The organism is Blautia sp. XA-2221 (genome assembly GCF_028767025.1).
Taxonomy (GTDB): domain Bacteria; phylum Bacillota; class Clostridia; order Lachnospirales; family Lachnospiraceae; genus Blautia_A.
The window spans coordinates 55792-75694 of sequence record NZ_JAJQXX010000014.1 but is presented as its reverse complement, the minus strand read 5'-3'; the positions used below and the strand labels follow the sequence as shown (position 1 = coordinate 75694).

Here is a 19903-nt window from a genome sequence, read left to right as displayed (position 1 = left end):
GGTGTGCAGATTGAGTGCGGCGCAGGCAGACGTGGAAAAGACAACAGACAGAATACTGGATTTTGACCTTTCGGCAGAGCTGAATCACGGGATTGTTGTCAGCAACCTTGCGTATGAGGTGGCTTCTGAGATGGGACTGGCGCAGGAGATCTGCTACGAGCTTGCTGTTGCGGGAATGCTTCACGATATCGGCAAGCTGAAGCTGACAGAATATATCAACGGACGTGAAAAGGATCCTCTTCTGATCGAGGAATTGAAATATGTCCGTATGCATTCTGCTTTGGGCTATGAGGAATTAAAAGGTCAGGGGTATTCAGAGTTTGTTCTGGAAAGTATTCTTTATCATCATGAGAATTATGACGGAACCGGATATCCTGATAACCTCATTGGAGATCAGATTCCCATTGGAGCCAGGATCTTGCGGGTATGCGATGTATTTGCAGCGCTAACATCTGACAGACCATACAGGACTGCGTTTGATGTTGCAACTGTGATGGAGCTTATGATCGATGAGATCAAAAATTTTGATATGGAAGTTTTTCTTGCATTTCAGAGAATTATACATAATAAATAACAGGAGGCAGGCATGGCATTAAAGAAAAAACCAGTAACCGGTATGAAAGATATTTTACCGAAGGAAATGGAAATCCGAAACTATGTAATGAATATGATCCGGGAAACTTATGGAAAGTTCGGATTTTCTTCTATTGAAACTCCATGTGTGGAGCATATTGAAAACCTCAGCAGCAAGCAGGGGGGCGAAAATGAAAAACTGATTTTTAAGATCCTGAAAAGAGGAGAAAAGCTGAAGCTGGAAAGCGCAAAGGAGGAGGCGGATCTTGTGGATTCCGGTCTTCGTTATGACCTGACAGTGCCTCTTTCCAGATATTATTCCAACCATGCCAATGAGCTTCCGGCTCCTTTTAAGGCTTTGCAGATGGGAAATGTATGGAGAGCTGACCGTCCTCAGAGAGGCCGTTTCCGCCAGTTTATGCAGTGTGATATTGATATTTTGGGAGAGCCTACTTATCTGGCTGAGATCGAGCTTGTGCTGGCAACCACAACACTTCTGGGCAAACTGGATTTTCATAATTTTACCATCAGGATCAACGACCGTAAAATTCTGAAGGCAATGGCTCAGTACAGCGGATTCCCGGCAGAAAGCTTTGATACAGTATTTATCATTCTTGACAAGATGGACAAGATTGGTCTTGAGGGTGTTTCGGCAGAGCTGGAAAAAGAAGGCTTTGCAAGAGAAAGCATTGATACTTATCTTGGTATGTTCCGTGAGATTACCTCTGATATCCAGGGTGTACGCTATATTAAGGAAAAGCTGAAAGATGTTCTTGATCCCAAGGTTGCAGAGGATCTGGAAACTATCATTGCTTCTGTGGACGCAGTAAAGAGTGCGGACTTTAAGATTTCCTTTGATCCTACTCTGGTGCGTGGAATGTCTTATTATACAGGCCCGATCTTTGAGATCGCCATGGATGAGTTCGGCGGTTCTGTAGGCGGCGGCGGACGTTATGACGAGATGATCGGTAAATTTACAGGACAGAATACAAGCGCCTGCGGATTTTCTATTGGATTTGAGCGAATTGTTATGCTGCTTCTGGAAAGAGGCTACGAAGTTCCGGGAACCAGTGAAAAGAAGGCATATCTCATTGAAAAGAATATGCCTGCAGACAAGCTTCTGACAATTTTGAAGCAGGCTGAAGAAGAGAGAAGAAATGGAACTCAGGTAACTATTTCTATTATGAAAAAAAATAAAAAATTCCAGAAAGAACAGATGATGACAGAAGGATACACTGAATTCGTTGAATTTTTCAGGGATAAATTATAAAAAGGAGTAAGATCATGGCTGAAAGTATGAAGGGACTGCACAGGACCTGCCGCTGTGCGGAAGTAACAAAAGAGATGACAGGCACCAGAGTAACTCTGATGGGATGGGTGCAGAAAGCCAGAAATAAAGGCGGACTTGTATTTGTTGATCTGAGAGACCGTTCCGGAATCATGCAGGTTATTTTTGAAAACGGAAGTATTGATGAGGAAGGCTTTGAGAAAGCCGGAAAACTGAGAAGTGAGTTTGTGATCGCAGTTACCGGTATTGTGGAAAAACGAGGCGGAGCAGTAAATGAAAACCTTGCTACAGGAGAACTGGAGCTTCGTGCCAATGAACTGCGTGTACTTTCCGAGTCAGAGGTTCCGCCTTTCCCAATAGAGGAAAACAGCAAAACAAAAGATGAGATCCGTTTAAAATATCGTTACCTGGATCTCAGAAGACCGGATATCCAGAGAAATCTTATGATGAAAAGTCAGGTTGCCACTCTCACCAGAAAATTCTTTGCAGAAGAAGGTTTCCTGGAGGTGGAAACTCCAATCCTTGGAAAGAGTACACCGGAAGGCGCCAGAGATTATCTGGTTCCGTCCAGAGTTCACCCGGGTAGCTTTTACGGACTTCCACAGTCTCCGCAGCTTTACAAACAGCTTCTTATGTGTTCCGGATACGACCGTTATATCCAGATCGCACGCTGCTTCCGTGACGAGGATCTTCGTGCGGACCGTCAGCCGGAGTTTACCCAGATCGACATGGAGCTGTCCTTTGTAGATGTAGATGATGTTATTGATGTAAATGAAAGATATCTTGCATACCTGTTCAAAGAAGTTCTGGATGTGGACGTTCAGCTTCCAATCCAGCGTATCACCTGGCAGGAAGCAATGGATCGTTTTGGCTCCGACAAGCCGGATCTGCGTTTCGGTATGGAACTTCATGATGTCAGTGAAACAGTAAAGGACTGTGAGTTTGTTGTGTTTAAGGGCGCTCTTGAGGCTGGTGGAACGGTCCGCGGAATCAACGCAGAGGGACAGGGATCCATGCCCAGAAAAAAAATCGACAAGCTTGTGGAATTTGCAAAGGGATATGGCGCGAAAGGGCTTGCCTATATTGCTATTGCAGAAGACGGTACAAGAAAGTCTTCTTTTGCCAAATTCATGAAAGAAGAAGAGATGGATGCTCTTGTTCAGGCAATGGAAGGAAAACCGGGAGATCTGCTTCTTTTTGCAGCGGATAAGAACAAAGTAGTCTATGACGTACTTGGAGCTCTCCGTGTAGAGCTTGCCAAACAGATGGAGCTTCTGGATAAGAACGAGTATCGCTTTGTATGGGTAACAGAATTCCCACTTCTTGAGTGGAGTGAGGAAGAGAACCGCTTTACAGCCATGCATCATCCATTTACCATGCCTATGGAGGAGGACCTTCCTCTTCTTGACACAGATCCGGGTAAGGTTCGTGCAAAAGCATATGACATTGTACTGAATGGAAATGAGATTGGTGGAGGAAGTGTGAGAATCCACCAGAACGATATCCAGGAAAAAATGTTCGAAAAGCTTGGATTCACTGAGGAATCTGCTTACGAACAGTTCGGTTTCCTTCTGAATGCGTTTAAATACGGTGTTCCGCCTCACGCAGGACTGGCTTACGGACTGGATCGCCTGGTTATGCTGATGGCAAAGGTTGACAGCATCCGTGAAGTGATCGCTTTCCCAAAAGTAAAAGACGCTTCCTGTCTTATGACACAGTCTCCAAGTGTTGTCAGCGAGGCTCAGTTACAGGAACTGGGACTTGAAACCGCTCCGGAGAAAACAGAAGAATAAGATACGGTCTGATGACTGTAAAATAAGAAAAGGGCTTTTCCGTTTTGGGAAAAGCCTTTTTCGTCACAGTGGATCAATTTTATTCAGAAATAGTTTCGTCGGAGGAATCCGTATCTTCTTCCGAGATTTCTTCCGGAGAAATTTCTTCTTCCACAGGGGTACTGCTGAGATTGCCAAAGATCCCGGTTCCGATCACCTGTCCGTCATCCTGCAGTTTCCAGGAAGCGCCGTCATTGGTAAGAGAAAAGCTTGCCGGATGAGTCAGAGTTTTTGTGTTGTTTTCTATGTTTTTCAGAAGAAGTTCCAGAGAATGGTTATACCGTTTCTGAGAACCGTCGATCACTGCCTGTGGGGAAGCAAGATATTCTTCCAGTTCCTTCTGGTAGGCGCTAAGGATGGCATTGCTGTCAAAGGTAGTGATTTCAGCTTCTACGGAAGCCTGATAACTTTTTATCTGAGAAGAGGTTATTTTAAAATCAAAGTTTTTATGCATTTGTTCCACCAGAGCGCAGGCGATGGAAGCTTTTGCATTATCTGAAGTATTCAGAAGACTTTCCAGACCAAGATAGTTGCTCATCTGATCCAGATCCATAGTTTTCAGGGTGTTTAAATAGACGGCCAGTGTTTCCTCCGGTGTCAGGAGATCACTGTCAGAGAGATAGCTGATAAGACCGCCGACAAGACTGTTTTCCAGTTCGTGAGTACGCCTGATTTCCCATTCCTCTTCTTTTTCCGTATTCCGATTGATCAGAGTCAGGGAACAGTTGGTTTCTACAGTTTTATACTGATTGTTTTTCAACAGTTCACTGAGGATGCGATAACGGTCCTCCAGAGAAACGGAATTTTCTTCTGTATTATGAGAAGGGGAATCTGCAGCAAGCAATATTGCATTCTCCAGATGAGAAACAGTATAATCTTTTGCCAGTGCCTGGGCGTCGATCGTGGTGAGTTTCAGGCGTGCAGAGGCTTCTTTCTTGTCTTTGGCAACTTTGATATGTTGGATTTTGTAGTCAAAATCCTCGAAAAAAAGAGAAAAAACATCTTCAACTTCCTTGGAAAGTTCGGTTTTTTCTGTGGCATCCGGAAACAGCTCCTGATAGGAAATATACTTCTGAGCCGTATCAGAATCCAGATTTTTCAGGAGATCCAGTTCACTTGTAATGACTCCTTCCACATCTGACTTATCTGAGTGGGAACAGCCGATGATCATTGATACGGCAAAGATAAGCACGAGAAGCGGAATCAGACCTTTTGCGATCTTCATATGATTCGTTCCTTTCCAAAATATTCCCCTCCATTTTACCAGATAACGGGATAAAAGTCAAAAAAACGGAAATTAGATGTAATTTTTCTAAAAAAAGAGTGAAAAAATTGTGAAACCACAGGTGATTTTTGTCAGGACTTTTCTTTTAAAGCGTAATCTGATATGATAGTACAGTCAGATAGTTCCTTTGTTTACAGGGAGGTAAAAATAAAAATATGAAGAAACGTATTTTGATCCTTTTGGGAATTCTTATAATTAGCGGCGCTGCAGGCGGAGTCTGCTGGAAAATGGGCGTTTTTGGACAGGAGCAGGAAAGCGGAGAAACAGCTTATGTTACAGAGATCAGCCAGATTACCGGAGATGTTGCGGGAATTGCAAACAGGTATGCAGGTGTTGTGGAGCCGCAGAAAACAGAAGAGGTGGAACTGGAAAACGGACGGAAAGTAAAAACAGTGAAAGTCAAAACCGGTGAAGAAGTCAAGCAGGGACAGCTTCTTTTTGAATATGACCTTACCAGTATCCAGGAGGATCTGGAGGAAACGCAGCTGGATCTTGACCGTCTGAAAAATGAGGCGGCCAGTCTGAATGAACAGATTGCTACTCTTGAAAAAGAGAAAAAGCAGGCAGAAAAAAAAGACCAGCTTTCTTATACTATTGAGATTGAAACAAATAAAATGAATCTCAAGAAAAATGAATACAGTCAGAAAAGCAAGCAGGCGGAGATCGCCAAGCTTCAGAATACAATGGGGAATACAGAAGTACGAAGCCCTATTGACGGCGTGATCCAGAAGATTGATACCACTAAGCTTACAACAGGTGACGATGGCACAGATGGCATGGACCAGGATCTCAGCTATTCTGATACAAGTATGGCAGGAGACAGTAGCCAAAAAGGTTTTATTACCATTCTCAGTACAGGAGCATACAGAATCAAGGGAACTGTTAATGAGATGAATGTGGGAAGTATCATTGAAGGACAGCCTGTGATCATCCGTTCCCGTGTAGATGAAAAGCAGGTATGGAAGGGCACTATGGGCAGTGTTGACAGAGAGAGTGCCAATTCTCAGAACAGCAATAATTCATGGGGAATGATAGATGCAAGCGGTGATGCCCAGACATCCTCCACTACATATCCCTTTTATGTGGAACTGCAGTCCTCTGAGGGACTGATGCTGGGGCAGCATGTGTATATTGAACCGGATGAAGGACAGGAAGAGAAAAAGGAAGGTCTGTGGCTCAGCGAGTTTTATATTGTAGATGCAGATACAAACAGTCCTTATGTATGGGCGGCAGACAAGGATAAGCGTCTTGTAAAGAAAAGTGTGATTTTAGGTCAGTATGATGAAAATCTGGGTGAATATGAAATTGTAGAGGGACTTACCAAAAAAGACTGTATTGCCTATCCTTCTGAGCTTTATGAGGAAGGAATGAAAACAACAACCAACAGCGCGGCTGCTACAGATTTTACCACTCTGGAAATGGAGAATGCCGGAAACGGAGATAAGGGAATGCAGCCGCCGGAAGCACCTGTGGAGGAAATTCCGTCAGATGACGGCACAGCAGAGATACCGGATGCAGCGCCGGATGAGATATCTGAAGAGGAGCCTTCAGAAGAGGGCAGTGTTTCTTCTTCAGATATGGGAAGCAGTATGGAGGATTCCATGATGGAAATGACTCCGGATGCAGCGCTTCCTGAAAATGAGGTTCTTGTTCCGGCAGGCAATGAATAACAGGAGGAATGGAATGATTCTTGAACTAAAAGGGATTTATAAAGATTACATTCAGGGAAAGATGACAGTTCCTGTTCTGAAAGATGTGAATTTTTCTATGGAGGAAGGCGAATATGTGGCGATCATGGGACCTTCTGGATCCGGGAAAACAACCTTGATGAACATTATCGGATGTCTGGATCAGGCTACTAAGGGAAGCTTTTTTCTGGATGGACAGGATGTCCGTTCCTGTTCGGAAAACGCCATGTCAGATATTCGTCTGAATAAAATTGGCTTTGTTTTTCAGAGTTTTCATCTGCTTCCAAGGCAGTCTGCTCTTGCAAATGTGGAAATGCCTTTGAACTATGCAAAGGTGCCAAAAAAGGAACGCCGGGAAAGAGCTCTGAAAGCGCTGGGAAGAGTAGGACTTTCAGACAGAGTGGATTTTCGGCCGAATCAGCTTTCCGGAGGTCAGATGCAGAGAGTAGCCATTGCAAGAGCGATTGTAAACAGTCCGAAGCTTCTTCTTGCAGATGAGCCTACGGGTGCGCTGGACAGTAAATCAGGCGCTCAGGTAATGGAGCTTTTTCAGAAGCTGAATGACGAAGGTGTAACAGTTCTGATGATCACACATGATCCGGACATTGCCGCACATGCAAAACGTGTGGTGACGATCCGTGACGGTGTGCTTCAGGAAAAAGAGGTGAAATCATGAAAAATGCCAAAAAGATCATCATAGGTGTTGTTGTGGTGGCTCTGGTGGCAGGAGGTGCTGCGGGTGGAGCAGTTTATTTAAAAAATAATAACAAAGAGACCGTAGGTGTAGTCAGTGTGGACAGCCTGGCTTCTGATTATTATATGGACGATACCACTCTGGATGGAAATATTGTTACAAATGTAACACAGAATGTAACAGTGGATAAAGACATGATCATTAAGGATCTGTATGTCCAGAAGGGGGATACCGTAAAAAAAGGCGACAAGCTGATGTCTTTTGATATGACGCTTGTCCAGATGGAGCTGAACATTGCAAAGCTGAAAAAACAAAAGCAGGAACAGGATCTGGAAAAGGCAGTGAACAGGCTGAACAGCCTGAAAAATGGTGGCCCCATAGAGGAAGAGGACAGTAAGCTTCCTGATCTGCCGTCAGCTGGCAGTGCAGACGGCAGTGAAATGATTTCCGCAGCGGGAAGCATACACGGAAGCTATCTGGCTGCAATAACCAGACCGATTCTTGCGGCAGCAGATATGGGGATTGTAACAGAGGAAGATTTTTCTTCCGGCAATCCGGATACCGGAACAGATCAGGGGAACAGCGACGCATCTCAGAATTCCGGCGATCAGGGAACGTCCGGTGATGACAGCTTTGTTGATTTTGGAGACGGCAGTCAGGGCGAGATCACACCGGAGCCCTCTGTGACGCCTTCTCCGGAACCTCTTCCTTCAGAAACTCCGGATGAGGAATTTACAGATAGTCCTTCAGACAATGATATTGAAATCATTGATCCGGAACCGGACAGTCACGAAAATGACATTACAGACGGAGAACCGGAGTTTTATCAGAAGCTGGAAGCAGATACAGTTCCTTTTACAGGAACTGGTACAGAGGAGGATCCGTTTGTGTTTCTTTGCAGCTCAGCCAAAGGAAAAGTCATTGCCACAGGAGGATTTTTAAACAAAATGGCAGGCTTTAAGGCTGATGGAACAAAAGAGCCGGGAATCAATGGATACTGGTATCAGCTGGAATTTCATCACAATGACACAATCACGAATTTTGCCGACAGAAAAGAATCCTGTACCGGATATTATCTGATAGATGGAAGCCTTCTGGAAAAAATGGTAGAAGAAACTGCTTCTGTGGAATATACCCTTGAGGGAGCCTCTCACTATGAAGATGATTTTGAGATACCCGGAGGCGGAGACGATATGGGTGGCGGCGATCCGGGGGTGACTATTTCCAGAGAAGAAGCTATTAAGATTCAGCAGACAAAGGTAGAAGGTCTGAAGTTGGATATCAGACAGAGCGACATTAACATTGGTAAGCTGGAAAAAAAGGTAAACAAAGAAGTTATTTACAGTAAGCTGGACGGAACCATTGCAAAAGTAGGCGATCCGGTTACCGGAGTATCAGACGGAAATGCGTTTATGACTGTAAAAAGCAAAGAAGGCTATTATGTAAAAGGTACAGTCAGCGAGCTGCTTCTGGATAAGATACAGGAGGGAACGATCCTGAACTGTTCCGGCTCAAACGGAGCTTTTGATGCGGAGGTTGTAGATGTATCTGAGTATCCGGTATCGGATGAGGTTTACGGAACAGGTAATGGAAATCCAAATGTTTCTTATTATACTTACAGCGCCACGATCACAGATAAATCTGTTCAGGTAACAGAGGATGACTGGCTGAGTATAAATATTCAGGGCGGCACAGAAAATTCAGGAGTGATTGTTCTGGACAAAGCATTTGTAAGAACCGAAAACGGAGCTTATTATGTGTATAAGGAAGAAAACGGAGTACTGAAAAAACAGCCTCTGACTGTTGGGGGAAATGCAAACGGCGGAATGTCTGTAATTGTAAAAGGCGGAATCACCAGAGAAGATAAGATTGCATTCCCTTATGGAAAAACAGCAAAAGAGGGTGTTAAGACAAAGGACGTTACTCTTGAAGAGCTGTATCAGTAGAAAGGTGGAATTTTATGCTTGAAAATATAAGGATATCCATTCAGGGAATCTGGTCCCATAAAATGCGTTCCTTTCTGACTATGCTGGGTATCATTATCGGAATTGCTTCTATTATTGCTATTGTATCTACGATAAAGGGAACAAGTGAACAGATTAAAGAAGATCTGATTGGTTCAGGAAATAATACGGTTACTATCAGTCTTTATTCCGGTGACAGCGGCTATGATCCTATGTTTGGAATGACTGACAGCGGCAAACCGCCTCTTTTGACCAAAGAGCAGAAAGAAGAAGTTATGGATATGGAGCATGTGGAGAATGCTACATTTTTTCATACAAGCACTTACAGCAGCATATATTACCAGAATACTGCGCTGCAGGGAGGTACGGTATACGGAATTGATGAAAATTATCTGGATACCTGCGGATATATGGTCAGATCAGGAAGAGGCTTTATTCAGAAGGACTATGACAATCTGAATAAGGTGGCTCTGATTGACAGCAATGCGGCAGAGAATCTTTTTTCCGGAGAGGATCCTTTGGGAAAAACCATTGAGATCGGAGACGATCCTTTTACAGTTGTAGGAATTGTTCAGCAGGGAGACAGTTATCAGCCTAACATTTCAAGTCTTGAAGAATATTATTCCTATTATCAGACGGTTGTGGGAACTGTAATGATTCCCAGCAAATGCTGGCCCATTGCATTTCAGTTTGACGAGCCGGAAAATGTTGTGATCAAAGCAGATTCTACAGATAATATGAGTTCAGCGGGAAACGATGCGGCAAAGATTTTAAATCAGGGAATCCAGGAAGATTCCAAGTTTAAATACAAAGCAGATGATGTAATGGAAAAAGTTAAGGATATGCAGCAGCTCAGTGAGAGTACAAATCAGCAGCTTCTGTGGATCGCAAGTATTTCCCTTCTGGTAGGTGGAATCGGTGTTATGAATATTATGCTGGTTTCGGTTACTGAGAGAACCAGTGAGATTGGTCTGAAAAAAGCCATTGGGGCAAGAAAAAAAGTGATTCTTTATCAGTTTCTTACAGAGGCTTCCATGCTTACCAGTATTGGAGGCGTGATCGGAGTAATTCTTGGAATTATTTTGTCCAGGGTGGTGTCGGAAATTTCCGGAGCGCCTACAGCAATCAGTATTCCGGCCATTATAGGTTCGGTGCTGTTTTCTACATTGATCGGAGTGATCTTCGGACTTCTGCCTTCTGTAAAGGCTGCAAACCTGAATCCTATTGATGCATTGAGAAGTGAATAAATCATAAAAAGAAAACTGCTTTTCTCTTTTCCGGAAATATGGATTCAGAGAGAAGCAGTTTTTCTATAGAGAAGCAGTTTCGAAAGAAATCCAGTACATGAAATATTCCGGTGTATCAAGTGTTTTGACACATAAAGAGATTCAGTATATAAAAAGTTTCCGGTTTATAAAGTGCTTCAGTACATGAAATATTCCAGCCATGGACAATTTTAATTCAAAGGAAGTTTCAGTTTAAAGGTAGCGCCGCCTCCGGGAGTGTCAAGAATGGTCAGTGTGCCGTGATGAAGCAGAGCAATTTCTTTTGCAATGCAAAGTCCAAGACCAAAATGCTGTTTGTCATTTCTTGAAGTGTCGGAACGGTAGAATCTCTGAAATACAGAATCTTTTTCCGAATCTGGAATACCGGGGCCATTGTCAGAAACAAACAGAGCAACGGAAGATGTTTCCTGTCTGGCAGAAAGGCGGATAACGCCTCCTTCCGGCACATAGGTAAGAGCGTTATCAATCAGGATCGCCAGAGCCTGAGAAATTTTCAGGCTGTCACAGAAGCACACTGGGAGAGAATCTTCAGGCAGCTCAATGAGGAGCTGCTTTTTTTTCTGGCGGGCAGTCTGCTCGTATTTTTCGTACACATCCAACAGAAGGGTATCCATTTCACAGGAGGTACAGTCCAGAATCCAGGTGTGATTATCTGATCTGGAAAGCGACAGCATATCCTGGATCAGCCGGGACATTCTTTTACATTCGTCAAGGCTGATAGAAATAAAGTGCTCTGTCTGTTCCGGCTCCGCATAGGAAATGGCGGACAGACTTGTCTGTATCACAGTAAGAGGAGAGCGGAGCTCATGAGAGGCTGCGGCAATAAAAGCATTCTGCTCTTTCCGGTTTTTTTCCAGAGGGCGGATCATTTTTCTTGTAAAGAACCAGGAAAACACAGCCAGTGCTGAGATGGCGGCAATAACTGCCGCAAAAAAAACAAATCTGATCGTTCTGATCTGTTTTGACTGTGCATCCAGAGGATAAAGGATAATAGTATTCAGGATACCGCCGTTTTTTGGGATTCTGGCAGTGCAGGCATAATATCCCGGAAGCTGGAACATGGCAATCTTTGACAGAGCCTGAGAGGACTGGGGACTGTCAAGATTCAGTCCGTGATTCTTCGCAGACTCTTTTTTTGCCTGCTCAAAGATCTTCTTCATATCGTCTTTGCTGTGAAGCTGTTCAAAAAACAGCGGAGTATTTCCATCGTAAATCTGCATATCTATGTTGTAGTTGGTTTCTACCTGCTGGATCCAGCGATGAGACAGGACATTCTGACTTTCTAGATGAGAAACACAGGAATAAGCATTATTGGTAAATACAGTATAATGCTTCTGACGGATATTGCTCTCTGTGATGACAAGGCAGGCAGAAGCCAGAAGAACAAGGATAGTTCCTGTAATAAATGTAGAAAACAGTGTCATATGGATATGGAGTTTCCGGAACATGACAGCCTCCTTAATTGTATAGTTTTATAAACAGCATAGAAATATTTTCGCAGTACATGGCGAAAAACAGGGAAAATACAGCTGTTCTTGTATCTATCATAGCACAAAAGCCCCTGTGAAAGATACAGAGATTATTGCACAGAACCCTCAAAAGAATCTCTAAGGATATAAGATGTGTAAGAAAAATGGAGAGCATTTAGAGGTTATTTCGAGATAAGGCTGATATGCTAGGGCAAAATAAAAAAACAGGGAGGACATAAAATGAGACATCAGATATGGAAAAAGGGGACAGCGCTGACGGCAGCTTTTGCGCTGGCGGTTATGCCGGGACTTGTAGGATGCGGTGCGGAGCAAAAAAATAAATCAGCAGATTCCGGTCAGTCCGGTGAACAGAATAAAGAAAAAAAGAATACGGCAATGGGCAGATATCTGGAAGAGGATGTGACGCTTCCGGAGGGCTGTGGAGATATTGCAGATATGACAATGCTTGAGGATGGAAGTCTTCGGGTCTGCTATTTCAGAAGCGGTGAGGGATCTTTTTATGCCGATTCTTCAGATGGAGGAAAAACCTGGGGAGAAGCAAAAAACCTTACAGAGCTTTTGGGAATTGATTCTGCAAAATACACGGTTTCTTATCCGAAGCTGAGTGCTGACGGAGGGATTTTTCTCACCATTTATCCTTTTTCTGAAAACGTGGAAGAAATGTCTTATTACTATATTTCGCCTGACGGAACCAACCAGAAAATGGATATCGGAAATGAGCTTTCCAGCGGATATATTACAGATGCAAGATTTACAGATCATAATACAGTTATTATTAATGATTTTGCTACCGCCCTTCTGGAAATTAGCCTGGAAGACGGAAGTATTGTCCGCAAATATGAGGAAGGAGGAACAGTCAGCTGCTTTGCAGTGCTTGGAAATCATCTGATTGCTGTGACGGACACCACTCTTCATTATTATAATCTGGAAACAGGGGAGCCCCTTGAAGATGAAGCGGCTCTTACAGAGCAGATCACCTCTGATGAGATGAACCTACAGATGACAAGCACAAGCTCGTTTCCACTGGTATTTACAAAAGGAGATGAGAAGGACAGTATTTTTTATACAGATGATAAAGGCATATACAGATATTCTTTTGGCGGCAGTGTAGTAGAGCAGGTGATTGACGGAAAACTAAACCGGATATCGTCTCCGGACATTTCTCTGATTTCCATGGTAAGAGATAAGGACGGAAATTTTTATCTGGCAGTTCAGGACAGCGCTGCAGATATGGGAAATTCAGGGAAGATTCTGAAATATGCGTATTCCCCGGATACACCTGCAACACCGGATACAGAGCTGACGGTTTATTCTCTTACAGATAACACCTATATTCGCCAGGTGGCAGCTCTGTTCCAGAAAAAGTATCCGGACATCTATCTGAATCTGGAAATCGGTATTACGGATGAAGACGCCATGACAGGTACAGACGCCCTGAAAAATCTTAACACAGAAATCATGGCAGGAAACGGTCCGGATGTCCTTGTAATGGACGGCATTCCTTCAGATACCTATGTGGAAAAAGGAATGTTAAAGGATATCAGTGGTATTCTTGATAAAATTGAGAAAGAGGATGGTATTCTTGAAAATATCCGTGAGAGCTATGTCCAGGAGGACGGAAGTCAGTATGTGATGCCTGTGAGATTTGGAATTCCAATGATTCAGGGACAGAAAGAGGATGTAACTTCCATTACAGATCTTACATCTATGGCAGATACTTTGGAAAAATATCAGGGTGAGTATTCTGAAAAATATATATCAATTTCTCTTCTTGCAGGAGGTGCAGATCCATTTATCAGATTGCTTGCAGATGTAAATGCTCCTGCATGGTTAAAAGAGGATGGAACGTTGGATGAGGCTGCAGTGACCGAATATCTGGAACAGGCAAATCGTATCTATCAGACTGGAAAAGCCGGAATTGATGCGCTGAAAGCTCAGGGCTTTGCTATACATTCCATGAGCGAAATAAAAATGATGTCTGATATGTCTGCTTCTGCCATCAGCGTACTTGGAGGATATTATAAGCTTTCAGCCGGACTGCTTTCCTCTCCGGACGGGCTGAGCTATCTGTACAGTGCAGAACAGAAAGATCCGAATCTGGCACACATTCTCTGGAATGGACAGGCTCAGAACTGCTTTATCCCGAAACAGACAGTGGGAATCAGCGCCAAAGCAGCAGAACCTGAGGCAGCGGAAAAACTGGTAGAGTTTCTGTTCAGTAAGGAAGGTCAGGAAACAGGAACAAGTGAAGGTTTCCCGGTGAACGAAACTGTTTATGACAGTGGAGAGTACTGGGCAGTGGGAGATGAAAACGGAAAACTGGGAACGCTTGGATCTGGAAATGCAGAGACAGGAGAATATATAGAATTTGATATTGTAAGAGCAGATGAGGAAAATACAAAGTATATTCAGGAGCTTGGAAAAACTCTGACTCAGCCGTCAGAACAGAATGAAATCATACTGGAGGCAGTTGCCTCAAACGGCAGCAGATATCTGGAAGGCGAGATCAGCCTTGAGGAGGCTGCAAAGGGAGCAATCCAGCAGGCCAACCTATATCTGTCTGAATAAAAAGCGGTACGATCCGGCAGAACAATGATCTTCAGATTGTCAGATTTATGAGGTGAAAATTAAAAGCGGCAGTTATCTAAAAACCGGAATTTCAGAAGAGAAAACCGGAAGAAGATAACTGCCGTTTGTGATTATGAACTGAAATGTATATGAGAAAAACCGGACAGATATTATGAAAAATCAGTCCGGTTCAGGAGATGTTACTGAAAAACCTCCAGCTGATAGCCCACGCCCCGGACAGTTTTTATCTGCAGGGAGCTTTCTACGGTTTTTAGCCGTCGGCGCAGAAAATGAATATAATTGTCAAGGTTTCCTTCCTCCACATCAGCGTCAAGTCCCCAGACTCTTGTAAGAAGCAGCTGGCGGGGAAGTGTTTGTCCGGGGTTGCGGAGAAAAACTTCCATAAGATCTCCCTCCCGGCTGGAAAGAGTGCAGTCCTTTTTGCCGCTGGAAAGGCGGCGGGTTTCCGGGATAAAGGTAACATCTCCCAGAGAAACTGCATCAGCAGCAGGATTGTAGGCAGCAGGACGGCGCAGAAGACAGCGGATTCTGGCAAGAAGTTCTTCAAAGGCAAAGGGCTTTACCATGTAGTCGTCAGCACCGCAGTTCAGACCGGTAAGACGGTCATTTAGCTCACCAAGGGCGGTAAGGATGATAACAGGTGTTTTGATCTGACGGGAGCGGGCTTCTTTGAGGACCTCGATTCCATTCATATGAGGGAGCATTCGATCCAGAATCACAAGGTCATAAGGCGTTTCCTGCATATAATAAAGACCTTCTTCACCGTCATGGCAGAGAGTTACAGAGAATCCTTCCTGTTCCAGACGGAAGGAAACAGCAGAGCACAGCTCCCGGTCATCTTCAATCATTAAAATATTCATGTGTTTACCTCTCGTTGTTCAGAAATTGCGTCAGCCTGTGGAGAGAACACCCCGTATAGTCTGATGCTATCTTATCATCCTAACAAAACATTCTGTAAACTTTCTTTAAAAAGAAAAATCCCCTTAGAGTTTTTTTAAAGAATGTGCTGTTACACTTATTTTATCATTATCAGGGAGAAGATAAAAGTGACAGGATCAAAGAAAATAAAAAAAAGAGAATACAAAGGTCTTTTGTTTTTGCTTCCAAGCTTTGCAGGTGTGTGTGTGTTCTGGGTGGTCCCGTATCTGGATGTGATCAGGCGCTCTTTTTTCAGCGCTGTCAGCGGAGAATTTACAGGCATGAAAAATTACAGCACGGTTTTTGCAAACCAGGCTTTTCGTCTGGCGGCAGGGAATACGCTTCGGTTTTTTCTTGTGTGTATTCCTGCGCTGGTGGTACTGTCTTTGCTGATCGCGGTTCTTCTTACAAGAAGAAAAAAGAATATGCAGGCGTTGAAAAGTATGTTTCTTCTGCCAATGGCTATTCCTGTGGCCTCAGTAGTCCTTTTATGGAAAGTGCTTTTTCACCATCAGGGGCTTTTGAATCATTTGCTGGAAATCCTTTCCCTTCAGAGCGTGGACTGGATGAATACGGACGCTTCTTTCTGGGTACTGGTGGTAAGTTATCTGTGGAGAAATCTGGGATACGATATTGTTCTCTGGGTGGCAGGACTTGGAGCGATTCCAACTGCTCTTTATGAGGCGGCAAGGGTAGACGGAGCAGGAGAGTGGAAATGCTTTATAAAAATCACGCTTCCCAATCTTCTTCCCTCTCTTTTTACTATTGTGGTGCTGTCTTTGTTAAATGGTTTTAAGGTGTTCCGGGAGGCATATCTGGTGGCAGGAGATTATCCTCAGGACAGCATGTATCTTTTGCAGCATCTTTTTAATAACTGGTACAGGGATCTTTCTCTGGATAAAATGGCGGCTGCGGCAGTGGTGACAGGAGCTGTAATTCTTATACTGATTCTGCTTCTTCAGAAAGCCTGGGCAAAGGAGGATGCGCTATGACAAAAAAACTTCTGACAGCTCTGGTTTTCTGTATGGCATTGATAGCAGTATTTCCCATATTGTTTCTGGTATGCGGTTCCTTTATGGGAAATGTAGAGATCAAAGAACTTCTTATGCCGGTTCTTGGAACTATGGATGGTTTTGCCTCCTGGAAACTGATGCCTCAGTATCCGACTATGATGCATTATGTGGAGCTTCTTCTGGATTCTCCGGAATTTTTTGTGATGTTCTGGAATTCCGTAAAGCTTACAGCTGCGATTCTGGCAGGTCAGATTCTCGTGGGAACTCCGGCGGCATGGGGATTTGCAAGATATCAGTTTCCGGGCAAAAAGATTTTATTTACTATTTATATCGCGCTTATGATGATGCCCTTTCAGGTTATGATGCTCAGTAATTATCTTGTTCTGGATCAGATGAGACTTCTGGATGCTATGGCAGGAATCATTTTTCCGGCAGTGTTTTCCACCTTTCCGGTATTTCTGATGTATCGTTTTTTTCAGGGACTTCCGGAAGCTATTATGGACTCTGCCAGAATTGACGGGGCAGGGGAGCTGAGGATTTTTTTCAGGATCGGAATACCTTTGGGCTCGCCGGGAATGATCTCGGCTCTGGTTCTGGGATTTCTGGAATACTGGAATCTTATTGAACAGCCTATGGCTTTTCTGAAAACAAAAGAAAAATGGCCGTTGTCCCTTTATCTTCCCAATATCAGTATGGAACAGGCAGGAACCGCATTTGCGGCATCTGTTCTGGTGCTGCTTCCGGCAGTGCTGGTATTTCTGGCAGGTCAGGATTATCTGGAACAGGGAATTGTTTCTACGGCAGTTAAGGAGTAAAAGAAATGAAGCGGAAAAAATTATTGAAATGGTTTGCCGCATTTTTTGCGGCAATGCTTGTATTTACATTTTTATCAAGGGCAGCGGATTCTGTAAGTGTTGCAAAGGTACTGGTATCAGCGCCGCAGAATCAGCTGATCAGCCACAGGGTATCGGGAACTGGTAAAATAGAAAGCACAAAAGAGACAGCTGTTTTTGTACAGGAGGGCCTTAAAATCGCCCAGGTTCACGTAAAAGCAGGAGAAGCGGTTCAAAAGGGGCAGCCTTTGATGACTTTACTGGAAAGCAGCATTCAGGATAGTATAGATAAAAAAAAGGATGAGATACAGGAGAGTTCTTTAAAGATCAGCGATATCCAGAGCCAGAAAAATATTGATGCACAGAAAAGGGAAAATTCCTCCCACTGGGCGCAGCAGGATCTGGATACAGCTCTGGGAAACGGGGATATCAATATTTCCAATGCCCAGAATGAACTGAATATTGCCCAGCAGAGACTTGCAGAATACCGGCAGAAAAAAGCAGAGGCTCAAAATCAGCAGGAGCTGGAACAGCAGTCTCAGGGATCGGATTTTGGAGACGGCGGAGAAGGACAGACGGATTTTTCAGACGGAAGTAACCTGCCTCAGGAGCCAGTGATTTCAGAAGAGGATATGCAGGAACAGGCTCTTGTAGATGATGTCCGGGCAAAAACAGAGGCCCTGAATCAGGTGATCATGAGCCGAAATCAGGCAGTGACAACTGCAGACCGGGCAAAGCAGGATGCAGCGCTTCCGGCGCCTCAGGACAGCACAGAGGAAAATCTTCAGACACAGCTTGACAATCAGAAGGAAGAACTGGAAAAGCTGAATGTTCTGATGCAGAGTAAAGGCGAGATCACATCTCCGGCAGACGGTGTGGTAAAAACAGTTACAGCTCAGACAGGAGGGCAGACGGCTCAGGATGCTGCGGCAGTTCTCTACGAACTTACAGGGGAATTAAGCATGACAGGAGTGATAAAAAAAGACGATCTGGAATATGTTTCAGCCGGTTCACCTGTTCATCTGGAGGGAAACAGTAAAACAGTTGTGGAAAATGCAGTGGTTCAGTCAGTTCAGGAGGATCCGGCAAATCCGGGAACCTGTATCCTTACGGTGAGCGTTCCGCAGAGCGGGCTGACTGTAGGGGAAAGCGTGGATTTTACCGTGCAGAAAGATGAAGGACCGTATGCCTGCTGTGTGCCGCTTTCTGCACTTTACGGGCAGAAAGGACAGGAATATGTACTTGTTCTTGATACCAGAGATTCTGCGCTGGGAGAGGTACAGGTAGCCAGAAAGGTTCCTGTTACGGTAATAGAAAAAAATGAGACAACCGCAGCTCTTCAGGAAGGGATTCTTTCCGGTTCTCAGAAAGTTATTACAGAAACAGACAGAGAGATTACGGACGGCAGCCGGGTAAGGCTGCAGGAATCATGAGTTCAGATAAGCGGACGTTTCCGGGAGTTTTCTGGAAACGTCTGCTTCCGGGAATGCTGGCGCTGCTTTTTTACGGATGGTCTGTACTGGCATTTGGCAGTATGATGGAAGAACCTTCTGTTTCTGTATTTCTGTCAGGAGATTATCCGGAAAAAAATCGCGCAGAGGAGATTCTGAAAACACTGGAACAGACAGAAGCGGAAACTTCCGCCTGCTTTTGCTGGGACGGCGGCATGACCACACTGACAGAACCGGATTATGGACGGAGCGCTGAGGTAATGGTAGCAGGAATTTTGGGCGATGGAAGTCTTTATGATAAAAGAATCCATGGATTCTGGGAAAAGGATAAAGAGGGCTGTGTAATTGACGGAGAAACCGCCTGGAAACTTTTTGGCACCAGAGAGGCAGAGGGACGTTGGCTTGTATATGGAGGAAAAAACTATCAGGTCCGTCAGGTGCTTCCCTGGAAGCAGAGAATGATCCTGATCCGTCCGGAGAAAGAAACGGCCATGTATACCAGAGTATTTCTGAAAAATGAGAGTCTGCAGGATTCAAAAACAGCAGAGCAGTTTCTGATGGCATATGGACTGAACGGTACAGTTGTGGATTCCGGCTTTCTTATCAGCGCAGCACGGATACTTCTGCTGATATTTCCGATAATCGTGTCTGCAATCCTTTTTATGAAAGCAAACAGGGAGAGAAAACAGTGCAGGGAGGAAAAAATTGGCTGCTGGCTGTGGACCGGAGCCTGTATTCTTATGGTGGCTGCAGTCGCAGTGCTGATCTGGAAAAATATTGAGATCCCTCAGGGCTGGATCCCATCCAGATGGTCGGATTTTAAATTCTGGTCCGGTAAATACAGAGAGCTGGAGGAACAGGTGAGACTTTTTCTCATGCTTCCAAAAACTGTATTGCAGGCGGAGAATATCTCAGGGTTTGTGAAGTGTGCAGGATGCTCGGTGGGAGCAGTGGTAATGGGAATCGTACAATTGAGATAAGAGCAGAAGAGATGATAGA

General features: G+C 44.3%; 15 protein-coding genes. 12 read left to right on the top strand and 3 right to left on the bottom strand.

The features are described from left to right. Position 1: 1 nt before the first annotated feature. The 3 genes from LU279_RS11505 to aspS are packed head-to-tail and all read left to right on the top strand — an operon-like array spanning position 2 to position 3654. Positions 2–574, top strand: a complete 573-nt coding sequence (locus LU279_RS11505) for an HD-GYP domain-containing protein (RefSeq protein ID WP_442870159.1) — start codon at positions 2–4, stop codon at positions 572–574. Positions 575–586: 12 nt separating this feature from the next. Then, positions 587–1843 (top strand): histidine--tRNA ligase, encoded by a 1257-nt coding sequence (gene hisS, locus LU279_RS11500; protein WP_274422647.1) that lies wholly within the window; start codon positions 587–589, stop codon positions 1841–1843. 14 nt (positions 1844–1857) lie between these two features. Continuing rightward, complete coding sequence (aspS, locus tag LU279_RS11495; RefSeq protein ID WP_274422646.1) at positions 1858–3654, top strand: aspartate--tRNA ligase; 1797 nt, start codon at positions 1858–1860, stop codon at positions 3652–3654. A gap of 79 nt (positions 3655–3733) precedes the next feature. Here the strand turns inward: aspS and LU279_RS11490 are convergent, their stop codons facing one another. After that, a complete protein-coding gene (locus LU279_RS11490) occupies positions 3734–4918 on the bottom strand; it encodes a hypothetical protein (RefSeq protein ID WP_274422645.1) in 1185 nt (394 codons plus the stop codon). 215 nt (positions 4919–5133) lie between these two features. Between LU279_RS11490 and LU279_RS11485 the strand changes: the two genes are divergently transcribed. From LU279_RS11485 to LU279_RS11470, 4 genes are read left to right on the top strand one after another with little or no spacing between them, the layout of a single operon-like run. Further along, positions 5134–6648, top strand: a complete 1515-nt coding sequence (locus LU279_RS11485) for an efflux RND transporter periplasmic adaptor subunit (RefSeq protein ID WP_274422644.1) — start codon at positions 5134–5136, stop codon at positions 6646–6648. 13 nt (positions 6649–6661) lie between these two features. Beyond that, positions 6662–7342 (top strand): ABC transporter ATP-binding protein, encoded by a 681-nt coding sequence (locus tag LU279_RS11480; RefSeq protein WP_274422643.1) that lies wholly within the window; start codon positions 6662–6664, stop codon positions 7340–7342. Beyond that, a complete protein-coding gene (locus LU279_RS11475) occupies positions 7339–9306 on the top strand; it encodes a biotin/lipoyl-binding protein (RefSeq protein ID WP_274422642.1) in 1968 nt (655 codons plus the stop codon). Before LU279_RS11480 ends, LU279_RS11475 begins: the two co-directional genes overlap by 4 nt. 14 nt (positions 9307–9320) lie before the next feature. Next, positions 9321–10571 (top strand): ABC transporter permease, encoded by a 1251-nt coding sequence (locus LU279_RS11470; RefSeq protein ID WP_274422641.1) that lies wholly within the window; start codon positions 9321–9323, stop codon positions 10569–10571. Between the two features lie 209 nt (positions 10572–10780). Here the strand turns inward: LU279_RS11470 and LU279_RS11465 are convergent, their stop codons facing one another. Further along, a complete protein-coding gene (locus tag LU279_RS11465) occupies positions 10781–12058 on the bottom strand; it encodes a sensor histidine kinase (RefSeq protein WP_274422640.1) in 1278 nt (425 codons plus the stop codon). Between the two features lie 261 nt (positions 12059–12319). Between LU279_RS11465 and LU279_RS11460 the strand changes: the two genes are divergently transcribed. Then, positions 12320–14668, top strand: coding sequence for an ABC transporter substrate-binding protein (locus tag LU279_RS11460; protein WP_274422639.1), 2349 nt, complete (start codon positions 12320–12322; stop codon positions 14666–14668). 200 nt (positions 14669–14868) lie between these two features. Here the strand turns inward: LU279_RS11460 and LU279_RS11455 are convergent, their stop codons facing one another. After that, positions 14869–15549: a response regulator transcription factor gene (locus tag LU279_RS11455; protein ID WP_274422638.1), complete on the bottom strand. Its 681-nt coding sequence runs from the start codon at positions 15547–15549 to the stop codon at positions 14869–14871. A 186-nt stretch (positions 15550–15735) separates the two neighbouring features. On the opposite strand from LU279_RS11455, the gene LU279_RS11450 reads away from it, so the two are divergent. The 4 genes from LU279_RS11450 to LU279_RS11435 are packed head-to-tail and all read left to right on the top strand — an operon-like array spanning position 15736 to position 19884. Continuing rightward, positions 15736–16599: a carbohydrate ABC transporter permease gene (locus tag LU279_RS11450; RefSeq protein WP_274422637.1), complete on the top strand. Its 864-nt coding sequence runs from the start codon at positions 15736–15738 to the stop codon at positions 16597–16599. Continuing rightward, entirely contained in the window at positions 16596–17435 is an 840-nt protein-coding gene (locus tag LU279_RS11445; protein ID WP_274422636.1) for a carbohydrate ABC transporter permease, read from the top strand. Before LU279_RS11450 ends, LU279_RS11445 begins: the two co-directional genes overlap by 4 nt. A gap of 5 nt (positions 17436–17440) precedes the next feature. Further along, positions 17441–18886, top strand: coding sequence for a hypothetical protein (locus tag LU279_RS11440; RefSeq protein ID WP_274422635.1), 1446 nt, complete (start codon positions 17441–17443; stop codon positions 18884–18886). Continuing rightward, positions 18883–19884 carry a hypothetical protein gene (locus tag LU279_RS11435; RefSeq protein WP_274422634.1) on the top strand — a complete coding sequence of 334 codons (1002 nt, stop codon included), beginning with the start codon at positions 18883–18885 and terminating at the stop codon, positions 19882–19884. The genes LU279_RS11440 and LU279_RS11435 overlap by 4 nt, the downstream gene beginning before the upstream one ends. Positions 19885–19903: the final 19 nt, after the last annotated feature.